Origin of the sequence: Paenibacillus sp. GCM10012306 (assembly GCF_042649265.1) — a bacterium.
GTDB lineage: Bacteria > Bacillota > Bacilli > Paenibacillales > Paenibacillaceae > Paenibacillus_AQ.
Genome location: NZ_JBHRYW010000010.1, coordinates 62479 through 77463, shown reverse-complemented (window position 1 = coordinate 77463; position 14985 = coordinate 62479). Strand labels below are relative to the sequence as shown.

At 50.3% G+C, this 14985-nt stretch carries 12 protein-coding genes; 11 read left to right on the top strand and 1 reads right to left on the bottom strand.

Annotation, left to right across the window (positions count from 1 at the left end; genetic code table 11):
• Positions 1–717: 717 nt before the first annotated feature.
• Positions 718–1755: an HD-GYP domain-containing protein gene (locus ACFORK_RS20845; protein ID WP_379202573.1), complete on the bottom strand. Its 1038-nt coding sequence runs from the start codon at positions 1753–1755 to the stop codon at positions 718–720.
• 419 nt (positions 1756–2174) lie between these two features.
• On the opposite strand from ACFORK_RS20845, the gene ACFORK_RS20840 reads away from it, so the two are divergent.
• The 11 genes from ACFORK_RS20840 to ACFORK_RS20790 all read left to right on the top strand — a co-directional run bounded on the left by ACFORK_RS20840 (position 2175) and on the right by ACFORK_RS20790 (position 14909).
• Positions 2175–3626, top strand: coding sequence for a bifunctional metallophosphatase/5'-nucleotidase (locus ACFORK_RS20840; RefSeq protein ID WP_379202571.1), 1452 nt, complete (start codon positions 2175–2177; stop codon positions 3624–3626).
• 77 nt (positions 3627–3703) lie between these two features.
• Positions 3704–4531: an undecaprenyl-diphosphate phosphatase gene (locus tag ACFORK_RS20835; protein ID WP_379202569.1), complete on the top strand. Its 828-nt coding sequence runs from the start codon at positions 3704–3706 to the stop codon at positions 4529–4531.
• Positions 4532–4727: 196 nt separating this feature from the next.
• On the top strand, positions 4728–5804 hold the full coding sequence (locus tag ACFORK_RS20830; RefSeq protein WP_379202567.1) for an HD-GYP domain-containing protein: 1077 nt from the start codon (positions 4728–4730) through the stop codon (positions 5802–5804).
• Between the two features lie 281 nt (positions 5805–6085).
• Positions 6086–7225: a radical SAM/CxCxxxxC motif protein YfkAB gene (gene yfkAB, locus ACFORK_RS20825; protein ID WP_379202565.1), complete on the top strand. Its 1140-nt coding sequence runs from the start codon at positions 6086–6088 to the stop codon at positions 7223–7225.
• Positions 7226–7243: 18 nt separating this feature from the next.
• Complete coding sequence (locus ACFORK_RS20820; RefSeq protein ID WP_379202563.1) at positions 7244–8590, top strand: hemolysin family protein; 1347 nt, start codon at positions 7244–7246, stop codon at positions 8588–8590.
• A gap of 237 nt (positions 8591–8827) precedes the next feature.
• A complete protein-coding gene (locus ACFORK_RS20815; protein ID WP_379202560.1) occupies positions 8828–9058 on the top strand; it encodes a spore coat associated protein CotJA in 231 nt (76 codons plus the stop codon).
• Positions 9059–9061: 3 nt separating this feature from the next.
• Complete coding sequence (locus ACFORK_RS20810; RefSeq protein ID WP_379202558.1) at positions 9062–9328, top strand: spore coat protein CotJB; 267 nt, start codon at positions 9062–9064, stop codon at positions 9326–9328.
• A 49-nt stretch (positions 9329–9377) separates the two neighbouring features.
• A complete protein-coding gene (locus tag ACFORK_RS20805; protein ID WP_379202556.1) occupies positions 9378–9947 on the top strand; it encodes a manganese catalase family protein in 570 nt (189 codons plus the stop codon).
• A gap of 297 nt (positions 9948–10244) precedes the next feature.
• Complete coding sequence (locus ACFORK_RS20800) at positions 10245–11966, top strand: sigma-54 interaction domain-containing protein (protein WP_379202554.1); 1722 nt, start codon at positions 10245–10247, stop codon at positions 11964–11966.
• 253 nt (positions 11967–12219) lie between these two features.
• Positions 12220–13332 (top strand): S-methyl thiohydantoin desulfurase family protein, encoded by a 1113-nt coding sequence (locus ACFORK_RS20795; protein WP_175374215.1) that lies wholly within the window; start codon positions 12220–12222, stop codon positions 13330–13332.
• The gene (locus tag ACFORK_RS20790) at positions 13329–14909 is read left to right on the top strand and encodes a hydantoinase/oxoprolinase N-terminal domain-containing protein (protein ID WP_379202551.1); all 1581 of its coding nucleotides are present in this window, start codon (positions 13329–13331) and stop codon (positions 14907–14909) included. The genes ACFORK_RS20795 and ACFORK_RS20790 overlap by 4 nt, the downstream gene beginning before the upstream one ends.
• The last annotated feature ends 76 nt before the right edge of the window (positions 14910–14985 follow it).

Genomic DNA, 14985 nt, shown 5'->3' with positions numbered 1-14985 from the left:
GATCAGTCTAACCGATTGCACCCGGCCATAAACTTGGCCGGCCTCCGCAACGGCAATGCCTCCGCGAGGGAAGCGCGGAGGCTCCACCCGAATAGCCTTGAGATGCCCCCGGTCCTTTGCGCAGCAAAGAAGGGGGAACTCAAGGCGAAGCCCGCCTCCGCGAGAGAAGAGCGGAGGCCCACCCCAAAAAGCCTTGAGATGCCCCCGGTCCTTTGCGTAGCAAAGAAGGGGGAACTCAAGGCGAAGCCCGCCTCCGCGAGAGAAGAGCGGAGGCCCCACCCCGAATAGCCTTGAGATGCCCCCGGTCCTTTGCGCAGCAAAGAAGGGGGAACTCAAGGCGAAGCCCGCCTCCGCGAGAGAAGAGCGGAGGCCCCACCCCAAAAAGCCTTGAGGTAGCCCCCGGTCCTTTGCGTAGCAAAGTAGGGGGAACTCAAGGCGAGCCCCGCCCCCGCGAGGGAACCGCGGAGGCCACCCCAAAAAGCCGCGCCCCGGGTTTTCATTACCCGGGGCGCGGCCAGCGCAGTAAAGCTTTGAGCAGTCCTGCATCTTGCGGAGCAAGACAGGAACTGCTCAAGGGCGAGCACACCCACCCTCAAAATCATCCATCCACCGACGCCACGCCATTCCGCCAACCACGCAGTTCCTTCGGGTGTCCAGAGGGCGGCGCCCTTGGGGCCCTCCCTTAGGAAGGGAGGGTTTGGGAGGGTTGCCCCCGCCCTATGTGTAGATCTCCACAATAGACACACTACGCTCGCGGGACAGATCAAGGAATTTATGATCGATCTGCACCAGTGGACGAAATACATCTACGGGGTTGTTCATGACGATGACGCCCATGTCGCCGGTGTTGAGGAGGACACGTTTGCCGATGAAATTTGGCATCAAATGCTGGATAAAGGCATGAACGGTTTTGCCGTTCAGCTTGCCGAAGCTAAGATTATGTAATTCGTGCAGGACAGAGATTAACTCTTGCTTGGACTGATATACTCTTGGGGAAGTCATGGCACTATACACATCGGCCACAGCGGCAATTTGTGCATAGGGATGAATCTCGGATTTGGTTAAATTAGCGGGATAGCCGGAGCCGTCTTCCCGTTCATGGTGCTGGAGAGCAACCAATGCAGCGGTAGGGTCGTCCATGGAATTGCTGATAATTTCGTAACCGTATGTAGTATGACGCTTCATTTCCTCGAATTCTTCGTAAGTCAGCTTGCCCGGCTTGTTCAGTAAATCGGGAGAGATCCGGCATTTGCCGATGTCGATCAGATAACCTGCCCGGCTGATCTCGTAGCATTCCTGCTTGGAATAACCGAGCCAAGTTGCAATATAATAGGAAAGCATACCTACCTGAAGGGAATGATTATAAGTATATTCATCTTCCCGGTCAAGCAGCAGAAGAAGGGTTACTACGTCTTTATGCTTGTCCAAGGTTTGCAAGGATGGCTGCAAAACATCGTCTACCAGGGATGGATTGAAACTGCCTTTAGTTATCGCTTCCAAATAGAGGGTCTCGAAACCGTCAATCATGTTATCAAAGCTTGCGGTAACGGTCTGAATGATGGACGGTTTATCGGGAGGGGAGAGTGTTTCTGTCAATGATTCGATATCAACGTAATCAATACCGTGTTGCAAGAGCTTGGATATTTCATCCATGCGCAACTGTGTTCCCTTGGACAATACATGCAGCCCGCGGGCGTTGAAGGTGTCTGTGACGAGAAAATCACCCGGCTTAACATCCATGACGTGTACTCTCAATTGCCTATGCCACCTTATGTGTCAATTTTTCTCAGCATAGCAAGAAAAGGATAAACATTCAATGGTTAACAAGTAATATTCACAATCTGCGGATGTGTGCTGAACTTTCGGCACATTTCGCTTATGCTAAACGGCTAATTCTACGAATCTTATACAGGCTTTAAGGCCTAGGGGATGTATATTTGCGAACCAACATGTATTTCAAAGAAGGAAGGGATGCATATTCATCCTCCTGAAGCTGGTGCAAAGAAAGGTACAAAAATGCAGGTCTCATTGCACTTGCACGCCTTGGTATAATGGTTATGTAAGTACTGGAATATACCATGTTGAGTCTGGAAATGTTATGCTAAGCTCTGAAAGATCAAGCGCCTGCGCTTCCATAAAAGGGTGGCCTTATACAGGTGGGAAGGATGTTATTGATGAAGCCTATACCAGAGCGATTAACGATACTTCATACCAATGATATACATAGTCATTTCGATATGATGAGTCCACTTGCAGCAATGATTGACGAGCAACGGGCCGCAGTGGGCGATGAACCACTCTTGTTACTGGATGTTGGCGATCATATGGATCGAGCAGCTATAGAGACGGAAGGAACGATGGGACAGGCAAACATTGATATTCTGAATCTGACGGGATACGATGCGGTCACCATTGGTAATAATGAGGGGCTTACCTTTACTGCGGAGATGCTCTCGGCGGTATTCTCCGGACTGCAGTGTCCAGTTGTGTGCTGCAACTTTGTAGAGACCGCGACCGGAGAGCCGCCGCACTGGATGAAGCGCCATGTTATCTTAGACCGGGATGGCATCCGCATAGGTGTGACAGGAGCGACAGCGGCCTTTGCATCGTTCTATGCCCTGCTGGGATGGGATGCACTGGACCCCGAAGAGGCGCTTCGTAAGGAATGCAGCCTACTGGCTTCACAAGTAGACATTCTGATCGTGCTATCTCATCTAGGTCTGCCTACAGATCAACGTCTGGCTGAGAACCTGGAGGGTGTCCATGCCATCTTGGGTGGACATACTCATCATCTGCTGGAGACTCCGCAAATCATAGGAGGTACTGCTGTCTGCGGCGCCGGCAAGTTTGGCCGTTATTTGGGCCGGCTTGTTTTTGAACGGCAGGAGCATGATCTTGGTTTCAGACTTGTACAGGGCGAATGCCTTGCTGTTTCCCCTGAGCTGAGCGAGGAAATGATTCATTCTGCAGCCGCCAGTCATCTGGAACGGGGACGGGAAGCTTTGCATGAATCGGTGGCCATTACGGATCGAGAGCTTCCGATTGACTATCAGGGGGAATCCCCATTCGGCAATTTTCTCGCTCAGGCTGTGCGCAGATTTACAGGCGCTAAGCTTGCGATTGTCAATACCGGACAACTGCTGGGACCACTGCCGGAGGGAGATATTTCACTGGGCATGCTGCATGGACTGTGTCCTTCGCCGATCAATCCTTGCATAGTCAAGCTTAAGGGGCGGGATATTCGCATAGCTTTGGAGCAGAGTCTGACGGAGGATTTTCGTAATAAAGCCATCTACGGCTACGGTTTCCGGGGAAAACAGCTAGGCAGTCTTGCAGTAGATGGCTTAAATATCTTGTACGATCCACTTGTTTTGCCTTATGATAACGATATTGCAGTTTTTGTCGAAGGCCAACTTCTGGAAGATGATCGGGAGTATGAAGTCGGGACGCTGGACATGTTCACTTTCCGGATCGGTTATGAGACTCTTGCCAACGGCAAGGATGCTGTTTACCTCCTTCCGCATTTCCTTCGTGATCTGCTGCGGATGGAGCTGCAGCGACCAGGTAGTCTAGACGAAAGCTTCCTTCCCCGTTGGAATAGCAATTCTACACAAGGGAAGGCCTGAATGAAGACTGCGCTTCATAAATTTTAAAATAACAAAGTTGTACCTGATATTCATTCCGCCAGAATTAGGAGGATTGTATGGACACTATTACAGCCATTATTTTGGCCATTGTTGAAGGGATCACAGAGTTTATTCCTGTATCTTCCACAGGTCATATGATCTTGACGGCCAAGCTGATGGGTTTTGCCGAGCAGGAATCGATTATGAAGACCTATGAGATCGTTATTCAACTGGGTGCTATTCTGGCTATCGCACTGGTCTACCGTCATCGGGTGCTTAACTTGCTGGGGATCGGGCGCAGTAGCACGCGTCGGGGCGGTGTAATGCCGGAGTCCCGCCTGAATCTGATCCACGTGATTCTGGGGATTGCTCCGGCCCTGGCCGTCGCTTTTTTCGCACGCGACTTCATCAAGAGCCTCTTCGGAGCCAGTACGGTGCTCTGGGCGCTGGTAGCCGGCGGGATTTTAATGATCGTTGCCGAGTGGGTTAACCGTCGCAAGATTCGTATTACCGCCCATGAACTGGATGATCTGTCCTATGGTCAGGCCTTGGCCATTGGCTTGTATCAGATTATCTCTGTATTATGGCCAGGCTTTTCACGTTCTGGCTCCACGATTTCCGGGGGAATGCTCAGCGGGGTCAGCTATAAAGCCTCAGCCGATTTTTCCTTTCTAATTGCCATTCCGATTATGTGTGCGGCTTCCGGGTATGAGCTTCTGGACTCTTATCGTAATTTTACTAGTGAGACGATCGGTTACTTTGCCATCGGCTTCCTGATTTCATTCGTAGTGGCTTATCTTGTGGTTATTCTGTTCATGCGATGGATTCAAAAGATCAGATTGACACATTTTGCGATCTACCGTTTTATTCTGGCGGCTGTTTTCTGGTTGTTTATTATGCGTTAAACATTTCTAAGATTCCATCGGTACAGCGGTACCCGGCTATGGTTGTTTCCAGAAGGTGTATCCGAGGAAGCGTTATCCGAGGCAAACCGATGAGTGTACTTGCCAGTTCTCTGAAGGTAACGGTATAGACACGGTGTGTGACCCAAAGTTTTCAAGCAGAATAGCAATCTACCGTTAAAGGCAGGAGTGAACCAGCGTGCGTTTAGTATCCGTCAACCAGCTTCAACCGGGCATGAGGCTGGGTAAAAAAATTTATAGCGATGAAGGTATGATTCTGCTCGCCGATGGCGTAGAGCTCACCGATTCACTGATCAAACGCCTCGGCAGGATCGACATCGGCTATGTATATGTGGAGGATTCTCTCACTGATGATGTGGTGATCGAGGGGATGCTTCAGGATGAGACGCGCAACCAGGCGCTCAAGGTCATAAAGACACAGTTCCAGGACATGTCCGGCGCTTCCGGAATTACCAAGGGTTTTTATCATCTGGATAAAAAATTCTCAGGTGTGATGGATTCCATTCTGGGTGAAATGTCTGCTCAGGAGACGCCTATGATCATGCTGCTGGAAATGCATACAGCCGACAACTATCTGTATGTCCACTCGTTGAATGTCTGTCTCTATACGCTTGTTATGGCTATCGCTCACGGGTACAGTCAAGCAGAACTGCGGGTCATTGGTCTGGGGGCGCTGCTGCACGACATTGGCAAGACGCAAATTCCGGTTAAAATCGTCCAAAAACCCGGCAAACTGACGGATGAAGAGTTCCGGCAGATGCAGTCCCATACCGAAATCGGCTACCGGATTCTTAAGGATGAGCCGAATATTCCGCTGCTTGCCGCCCATTGTGCGCTGCAGCATCATGAACGGATTGATGGTTCCGGCTATCCCCGTGGACTCAAGGGAGCGGAGATTCATGAGTATGCCAAATGGATTGGCGTGGCTGATTCTTATGATGCCATGACCTCGAGTCGTGTATACAAGAAAGCGATGCTCCCCCATCAGGCGGTAGAGGCGCTCTATGTCGGCTCCGGCACATTGTATGAGCAGCGGCAGCTTGAACTGTTCCGGGACCGTGTGGCCATCTATCCACTAGGACTTACAGTGAAGCTCAGCACCGGCCAGACCGGGGTTGTGGTCAAAATTGACCCTAACACTCCTCACCGTCCAGTGGTCCGCATTCTTACCGGACATGAGGGCGAATCGGTGGTTCCGTTCGAAATCGACCTTGCCGTGATGCTCTCCATTGTTATTGTGGATGTAGCCAATTAATGGTGCCAGCTGGCACCGCTTCATAGATTTCTCAATGAGGCAATTCCAGCCTCTCACGCATGCAGCGAGATGGATATACGGGTGGGTACGAAAGTGCACACGGCCCGGATATCTTTTCGCTGCATGCTGTTTTTTTCAGAAAATATCAGTAAAAAGCAGGCGAGTGCAACTCAAAAGTGCAGTTTTTTCGTTCTTCGTGGTATGATATAGGATAATAATCCGTTCATACGGATGAGTTTTAGGTTAATAATAAGGACTAAGCTTTGAAGGAGCTATCACAAATGAATGTTATAAGACCAATGTCATCATCCCCGCAGAAGGAGCTATCCCCAAGCTATGATCCTTGGGACCCGATTACTTCACTGCGGCAGTACGGGCGGCATGTACTGACCAGTGTGGAGATGACGGTTACGAATTTATGCAATATGCGGTGTGAGCACTGCGCTGTCGGGGACAGCCTTACCATGAAAGAAGGAGAGATGCTGCCCCTTAAGAATATGCTTGATCGGCTCGAGGAAGTGGAGCATCTGCAGACGATCAGTATTACCGGCGGAGAGCCGATGTTCCGCGCTTCTACTGTAGACAATATGATTGTCCCGCTGCTCAAGTATGCCAAAGAGCGGGGAATTCGCTCGCAGATCAATTCCAATCTGACCATGCCATACTCCCGTTATGAGAAGCTGCTTCCTTATCTGGACGTTATGCATATCTCTTTCAACTATGTTAATGGTGATGATTTTCATGAAGTTGGCTTTGCGAACAGCGGCCATCCTGTAGCGAAGGAAGCAGCTTACCGCTTGTACGACACGATGATCGAGAACTCCCGCAGACTCAGTGATGACGGTATGCTCATCTCTGCGGAATCCATGATCAACTATCGTACGCATACCAAGCTGCCAGAAATTCACCGGTTGATCGGCGATATGGGAGCAAAACGCCATGAGGTGCATCCAATGTATGCTTCGAGCTTTGCCTCCAAGCTGCCTGTGTTGTCGCTTAAGGATATGCAGGCTGCCATTCATGATCTGCTCGATCACCGTGATCCGGAGATGTGGATGCTGTTCGGTACTCTTCCGTTCTTTGCCTGCAGCTTCCTGGAGGAAGATCAGAAGCTCCTGAAGCGACTGCGTTCCGAGAAAAATGTTACGCTTCGCAATGATCCAGACGGACGCAATCGCGTGAACGTGAATCTGTTTACAGGAGATGTATTTGTGACGGATTTTGCAGACATCGCAGCGTTTGGCAACATCAGCAGCAACAAGCTCGATGATATTTTTACAGACTGGCAGACCCAGCACCCGCTTAACCAAGAAGTGAACTGTCACTGTGATGCAGCTAGCTGCTGCGGACCGAATCTTCTGGTAGCGGATATGTATTATCCGGGTGTTGATTTCAAATCAAGAAAAGCGATCAACCTGTAGAAATGAGGCGTTGTTATAGTGCATACGGAATTTGAAGTAGGGAGATTGCTGCTTAATCTTTTGCTTGTTCTGGTGCTCGTATTATTAAATGGCATATTCGTCGCAGCAGAGTTCTCACTGGTGAAGGTCAGGCAGTCACGCCTGACCCAGCTAGTCAGTGAGGGCAACAAGATGGCTGGATACGCGTTAAAAGTAAACAAGAAGCTGGACGCTTATCTGTCTGCGACCCAATTTGGGATTACGCTGGCCTCACTCGGTCTAGGCTGGGTGGGAGAGCCTGCTATTTCGGAACTACTGGTGGAGCCGCTGATGTTCAAGCTCGGTGTCACAGATCAAACGCTGATTTCTACCGTATCTGTAGTGATCGGGTTCTCCATCATTACCTTTTTACATATTGTGCTGGGTGAGCTTGCACCGAAGTCGCTGGCGATTCAAAAAACTGAAGGCTCAGCCCTGCTGCTATCCGCACCGTTGATGTTCTTCTATAATCTGTTCATGCCCTTTATCTGGGTGCTCAACGCTTCCGCGAATGGGCTATTGCGTTTGGTGGGCGTTGAGCCTGCCAGTGAAGCTGAAGCGGCTCACTCAGAGGAAGAAATACGCATTCTCATGAATCAAAGCGCCAAGAGTGGCGTTATTGACAAAGATGAGATGAAGCTTATGGATAATATCTTTGAATTCTCTGACTTGCTGGCTCGTGAGGTTATGCTGCCGCGTACGGACATGGATGTACTGTACAGCAACCTTTCGCTGGAAGAGAATATGCGCATTATTACGGAAACCAAGCATTCGCGTTACCCGGTGGCGATGGAGGATAAAGACCGAATTATTGGTTTTATCCACATTACCGATTTACTATTCGCACCGCCTGAACAGCAGAATGATTTGACTACATTGGTTCGCCCGATTCCGAACGTGCCAGAGTCGATGGAGATCAGTCATGTGCTGCGCTTGATGCAGAAGAACAAGATTCAGATGACACTTGTTGTTGACGAATACGGTGGAACTGCCGGTTTGCTAACTGCGGAAGAGATTCTGGAAGAGATCGTTGGGGATCTGCATGACGAGTTCGAGGATGAACGTCCCAGCGTGGAGCAGAACGGAGAGTACATTTCAGTGGCAGGCCGTATGCTAATCGAGGATGTCAATGATTTGACCGGTATAGTCATTGAAGACGATGAAGTGGATTCCATCGGCGGCTGGCTGTTCAAAGAGCTGGAAGGCAATCCATCCAAGGGCAAGCGCGTCGTGGTCGGCGAGGTCGTCTTTGAGGTCGAAGAGTCTACCCGGCTGCGGATTACCCGCATTAATATTCACCGGGAGCCGTCTGCGAAGAATGAAGAAGAATCTCAGGTTAATGAATAGTAAACACAGGTTTGAAGGAACGAAATGAGTACCAACCATATTTCAGCTATAAATTAAGCCTTCTCCTATCGCGCACTGCATGCACGAGGGGGGAAGGCCTTTTTTTTGTCGCATAGGGAATTCAAGTGATTTTTTTTTCACAAACCGTCGTATTCCGCCTTTGCCTATCATAAATTAGTTACGAAGGTAAGCGTTCAGAATAACTGCTGCCCCCAGCAGTGAAATGAGCAAAGGAGGATGTTCATATTGAATTCCCAGGAGCGTGTGTATACGCCGTTTAGGGGGCCTTTTGATCCCTGCCCGCCAGTACCGTTCAAGACGTACGTTGTCCCCCCAAACCAGTTCATCAACTTTCAGCCGCCGAATCTTCCCCAGTTCAGTCTGCCGGAAGCGTTAAGGTACGGAACCTTGTGGCCGGCGCTATTCAGTCCGTATGAGTCCAAGTCGAAGTCGAAAGGAGGGAGATAAGCCATGCAGGCACAGCCATGCGACCAACGGTATTACGAATTGCTGGAGCAGCTGCAGGTTCTGGATTTTGCGCTTGTGGAACTGAATCTCTATCTGAATACCCATCCAGAGGATCTAAAGGCGATTGAGCAGTTCAACCAGATTACCCAGGAACGGACACGGCTGGCAGGCCAGTTTCAGGAGCTGTATGGACCGCTACAGAATTTTGGGCGTGCCTTTTCCCAATGCCCTTGGGAGTGGAACCAGCCCCCTTGGCCTTGGCAAGTGTAGCGGTCTGATTATGGTAGCAGCAGTTCACTAAAGGAGGGGAACGTCCCGAATGTGGATTTATGAAAAGAAATTGCAATATCCGGTACGGGTCGGTAAATGTGACGTACGGATGGCACGTTATCTGATGGAGCAATATGGTGGAGCGGACGGCGAACTCGCCGCTGCGCTGCGTTACATGAACCAACGGTATGCGATTCCTGACAAGGTGATTGGTGTGTTAACGGATATTTCGACTGAGGAATTCGGGCATTTGGAGATGATTGCCACAATGATCTATAAGCTGACAAAAGATGCATCGATTGAGCAACTGGAGGCCGCCGGACTCGGCCCGAACTATGCGACCCGGGATCACGCTCTGTTCTATAATAACGCCGCTGGCGTCCCATTCACCTCAACCTATATTGCTGCCAAGGGAGATCCGCTCGCTGATCTCTATGAAGACATTGCGGCCGAAGAAAAGGCGCGGGCTACATACCAGTGGCTGATCGATATGACGGATGATGTGGATCTGCAAGACAGTCTGAAGTTCCTGCGGGAGCGGGAGATTGTGCATGCGCTGCGCTTTAAGGAGTCGGTACAGATTTTGATTGATGATCGGGGAAAGAAGAAGGTGTTCTGATTGTTGATCAAATCGAGAAAATCCTGTCATCCATGGGGTGACGGGATTTTTTGTATGTTCATGCTACATCATTTTAGAAATAAAATGGGCGAAAATTGTATTTAATGAAATGAAAGCAGTTGATAAACGCTAGTAAAATTAAATTCCAATAATACTCATAGGAATTATGTAAAAAAATCTGGACTCTTTCGACAAAAAATGCGAGAATGAATTCAATATTTCTAATCATGTATACAGGAATTCATATAATTTAGTAGAGTATACTAGTGAGTCCTGTTCATGAGAGGGTGCTTATTATTGAGTATAGAACAACTTGAGAGTCTTAGCTGGCAAGGCCTTTACGGTCTGGTAGAGCAGTTATCGAGTCTCTTGCCTGTAAATCTGGAAATTAGGCAATGGAAGGGTGCAGGTCATTATGATGCTGCGTTCATTGCTCGAGAATTGAAGGTTATTGTCGAAAGCCTAGCCATTCAGGAGAATGATGATTATGGTTCTGCTGCAATAGCGGGAGAGGAGTCAGAAGGGCTGCGTGCCCTATGGTATAGATTGAACACCACAGTCATGTTGTGGGTGAAGGCGGACAATCCGGAAGGCGCAGCGTGGCTTGCTGCCAATCTTCCAGTTATCAGAGGCTATGCCCGTTCTTTTAGGGAGATGCTTGCTGGAAGCGAGAGCAGTCGCAAGCTTGCCGCGGAGAACAGCCTGCTCAAGAAAGAGCTAAGTGCCATGCTCTCTGTGGCACAGGAGGCGCTGCTGGTGATGGACCCGGATGGAAGAATCGTAGAGTTGAATCCGGCAATGTCCAGTCTGCTGGAATCTCCGCGGACACAGGTCTTGGGGAGTTTTATTCAGGAGTGGATTTCTCCTGGAGATTGGGATCATCTCAGAGTAGTCCGGGATTTAGAGGAGCGGACGATCGTTCCTGAACGATCAGGCCGCAGCAGGGCCAATTGGAAGATACGTGTGAAGCCGGTCTATGATGGTGGGCGGCTTGCAACGATTCTGCTTCAAGTCGAAGCCGAGAAGCTGGAAGGGAAGAAATATCTCTTTCAAAAGCAGACCACTTATCGTTTCGAGGATATCAAGGGCACAAGTGCCCCGATTCGTACGATCAAGGAGATGTCGCAGCGGGTAGCTTTAAGCGAGGTAAACCTGCTGATTTTGGGAGAGAGCGGGACGGGCAAGGAAGTATTTGCCCAATCTATCCATGCGGCTAGTTCCCGGAAGGATGGCGCGTTCATCGCGATCAACTGTGCAGCGATCCCTGATACGCTCCTGGAGAGTGAGCTTTTTGGTTATGAGAGCAGCGCCTTTATTGGAAACCGGAATGAGAGTAAGGCTGGACGGTTCGAGCTAGCCGATGGCGGAACGATATTCCTTGATGAAATCGGAGATATGTCTTTGCATTTGCAGGGCAAGCTGCTGCGGGTAGTCCAGGAGCGTAAGGTGGAGCGGCTCGGAGGTATGGAGCCGATTGATGTAAATGTCCGCATTATCGCCGCTACGCATCGTAATCTGGACAGAATGGTGGCCGAAGAGAAATTCCGCGAGGATCTGTATTATCGGTTGAACGTCATTCCATTGCACATCCCTCCGCTGCGTGAGCGGAAGGAAGACATCCCGCTGTTGCTGGAATATTTCATGAAGAACGTCTCGTTAAAATACGGGCGTATGCCGAAGCGGCTTTCGCCACAGGTGCTAGAACGGCTCCTGCTGTATGACTGGCCGGGTAATGTCCGTGAGCTAGAGAACGTGGTAGAGCATTTTGTTCAACTAGAGATTGGTGATCTGGTTACACTACAGAGTCTGCCAGCGCAAATCCGCGGACAAATTCCAGGGGTAATGGCTCCGGGACGGCGTAGCGCTCGTCATCTGGAAGAAAATCACGAAAAAGAGACGATCATTCAGCTGTTGAATCAGCTCGGAAGAGATACAGAAGGCAAACGGATGGTAGCAGAGAAGCTTCAGATCAGCTTGCCGACCCTCTATCGCAAAATCAAGAAGTTAAAAATTAAATAACCCAGATTTAAAATTCAGGACAGGGAATCATCGGATTTTTATTGTATTTAAAAAATGAGAAAAATAGATAAAAACAGAGAAAAACAAAGATATATATTAAAATATTATCTTTTTTAAACTAATTTAAAGAATTTAAAGTGATAATTAAAATGATAAAAATGATTTGGCTCCAATAACCAGCTTGAATATTTGAAAAGTTTCTCGGAATTATCTGTGTTCAGAAACAAAATGACATAAGAAAGGGGGCAGAAAGATGGGCTGGAGAATTACCGGTGAACAGTTGGCACATATCGGGCTAGGTGCGAATCTGCTTAGCTCAGGCGGGGGTGGAGATACTTACACTTTTCAGGCATTGGCTCTGTCGGTAATCGATCACCAGCGTGGAATTGAAGTTATCTCTTTCGGTGAACTGGGAGCTGAAGATTACGTTGTGATCATCGGGGCCACCGGATCAGCTGCCCTATGTGAAGAGATGATTCCTTCAGGACAGGAGGTGATCACGGCACTCCGTGCTTATGAGGAACGTCTCGGACGCCGGGCAACAGCAGTGATGCCGCTTAATATTGGAGGCGCGAACGCGCTTATTCCGCTGATTCTGGCAGCCCAGTGCGGATTGCCGGTGGTGGATGGAGATGGCATGTCCCGGACCTTTCCTGAGTTACATATGTCCTCACTGCATCTAGCTGGGGTCCAAGGGAACTCGCTGGCGATGACTAGTGTGTCTGGAGAAACGGTGTACTTAGCCGAACCGGATAATATCTTGTTATCACAGCTTGTGATGCAGACGACGCAGGACATGGGCGGAGTTGCTTATTTTGCCGGATTAGGCGTTAGTGGACAAGCGTTGTCTACTGCTATTATTCCGAATACGTTAAGCACCTCCTGCGAGCTTGGCCGGATTGCTCATGAGGCTAATGATGTGCCGCAATGCTTGAGCGATTTCCATGCCTGCTTCTCTAATTCCATCTATGGTCGTCCGCAAGTCCTGATTAGAGGCAAAATCTATGGCGTGCTGCGGCAGTTTGTTGACGGATTGGTAGAGGGTAGCTTTCACATTGCCGGCACCGGCCGCTACGAAGGAGCTGCACTAGAAATCCGCTACAAAAATGAGTATTTGTCGGCCCGCCGCGGTGACTCATACGTATGTCTCACCCCGGATTTGCTGCTAGTTCTTGATGAAGAACGGCTATCTCCCTGTATGGTGGATGAGATTGAAGAAGGCATAACGGTGACGGTAATGGGGATTCCAGCTCCCAACGTCCTGCGGACAGGTGAATTGTTGAGTTACATCGGTCCAGAGGCCAGTGGAATTATGGAGCCTTACACACCTGTTGAATTGTTGGCTGGCAAGGGGTGGCTGGAATGAGAATGGGCATTGATGTGGGCAGCACCTACACTGCCGCTGTAATTATCAGCGAATCAGGCAGGCTGCTTGGGCAAGCCAAGTCCAGGACAACGGCAGATATTTTGTCAGGCATCCGGACTGTCATCGGACAGTTGCTGGCAGAGAATGGAATAGAACCGCAGCAAGTCAAAGGGATTTTCATAGGAACCACACATCTACTGAATGTCTTGTCCCATGGTCAAGGAATTGCGGATACGGCGCTCATACGAATCTGCAAACCTTCCAAAATCCATTACGGACTGGGCTGGCCGCCTGCGCTCCTGGAGCATGTGAAATGGATGGAGCAGATTCCCGGCGGCTTTGATTTTACGGGCCGGAAGCTAAGCGGGGAAAATGACCAGCCGGAGCTGGATCGACTCATCCGGCGTCTGGTAGAGAGTGGGGTAGGCGCAGTGGCCATCGTAGGCACCTTCGCTCCGCTCTATGAAGAAGAGGAGCAGCGCATGGCGACGTTGCTCCGTGAGGCGCTGCCGCAGCTCTCGATCTCCCTGTCTCACCAGATCGGCAGTGTAGGATTTTTGGAGCGGGAGAATGCGACATTGATCAATGCCATGCTCTCCCAAGTTATGCGGGACTCAATCCAGCAGCTTTCAGGGCTGTTCGGTGAAGCACAGTTACATTGCCCGTATTGGTTCACACAGAACGACGGATCGATTCTCTCCCTAGATCGGGCTGCTGCTTTTCCCGGATTTGCCGTAGCATCGGGAATTGCCAACAGCTTGCGAGGCAGTGCCTATCTGACCGGCATTCCCGACTGTATTGTTGTGGACATGGGCGGCAGCAAAACAGAGGTAGGGCTGGTCATCGGGGGAGAGCCGCAGGAGCATATCAAAAGCGCCAGACTGCTGGGCATCCGTGTTAACCTTCGGCTGCCGAAGGTGGTGACTCTGCCATTTGGCGGCGAGACCCCGGTGTATATCAGGGATGGAGAGATTACTGTTGGGCATGACTGGCCCGTTTCGGGATCAGAAGCGGGCCAAGCCAATCCCGAACATCTAAAGGGGGAACCGCTGGAAGCAGCGGCGGGCAGCTTGACTGAGGCTTTTCTACGGCGGCTGCCAGAGGAACATCCTTTGCGCCGAGAATACGGCAAACCGCTTGGGCATTGGCGGGAAGCGGACGCGGAACAGGTGGTTCGCCGCACCATTGCTACGCTGCGCGAGACGATTGAGCAGCTCCAGACCGCGAGGGACAAGCTGCCGGTTGTGCTCGTAGGTGGAGGTAGCGCCCTGCTGAAGGAGAAGCTGTTCTATAAATACGGCGAGCTTGTGCAGCCGCCGGCGTTTCAGCTGTGCACCGCAGTCGGCGCTTGTGTAGCGCCGGTAGGGGTGCAGCTGGATCGGATCTGTTGGCTGCAGAACGAGACCAAGGAGGCGGCGCTGCAGAAGGTCAAGCAGGAGGCGATCCAGCAGCTGCTGCAGGACGGAGCCCTGGAGGACAGTATTTCTTTTGTCCAGATGGAAGAGATTCCTTTCGACTATTACTCAGGAGAAGTGATCCGGTTCCGGATTAGAGCGGTAGGACAGCTTAAGCTGTGAAGAGCAGGCATGGGTGATAGAGGCTTTTGACGAGTTGAACGTTTGATTCACAGTCAGGACTGATTTGCTAAAAAAG

Bases quoted from the DNA above. Each gene is read 5' to 3' on its own strand.
- ACFORK_RS20840 (WP_379202571.1), top strand. From the start codon at position 2,175: ATGAAGCCTATACCAGAGCGATTAACGATACTTCATACCAATGATATA.
- ACFORK_RS20835 (WP_379202569.1), top strand. From the start codon at position 3,704: ATGGACACTATTACAGCCATTATTTTGGCCATTGTTGAAGGGATCACA.
- yfkAB (WP_379202565.1), top strand. From the start codon at position 6,086: ATGAATGTTATAAGACCAATGTCATCATCCCCGCAGAAGGAGCTATCC.
- ACFORK_RS20815 (WP_379202560.1), top strand. From the start codon at position 8,828: ATGTTCATATTGAATTCCCAGGAGCGTGTGTATACGCCGTTTAGGGGG.
- ACFORK_RS20810 (WP_379202558.1), top strand. From the start codon at position 9,062: ATGCAGGCACAGCCATGCGACCAACGGTATTACGAATTGCTGGAGCAG.
- ACFORK_RS20805 (WP_379202556.1), top strand. From the start codon at position 9,378: ATGTGGATTTATGAAAAGAAATTGCAATATCCGGTACGGGTCGGTAAA.
- ACFORK_RS20795 (WP_175374215.1), top strand. From the start codon at position 12,220: ATGGGCTGGAGAATTACCGGTGAACAGTTGGCACATATCGGGCTAGGT.
- ACFORK_RS20790 (WP_379202551.1), top strand. From the start codon at position 13,329: ATGAGAATGGGCATTGATGTGGGCAGCACCTACACTGCCGCTGTAATT.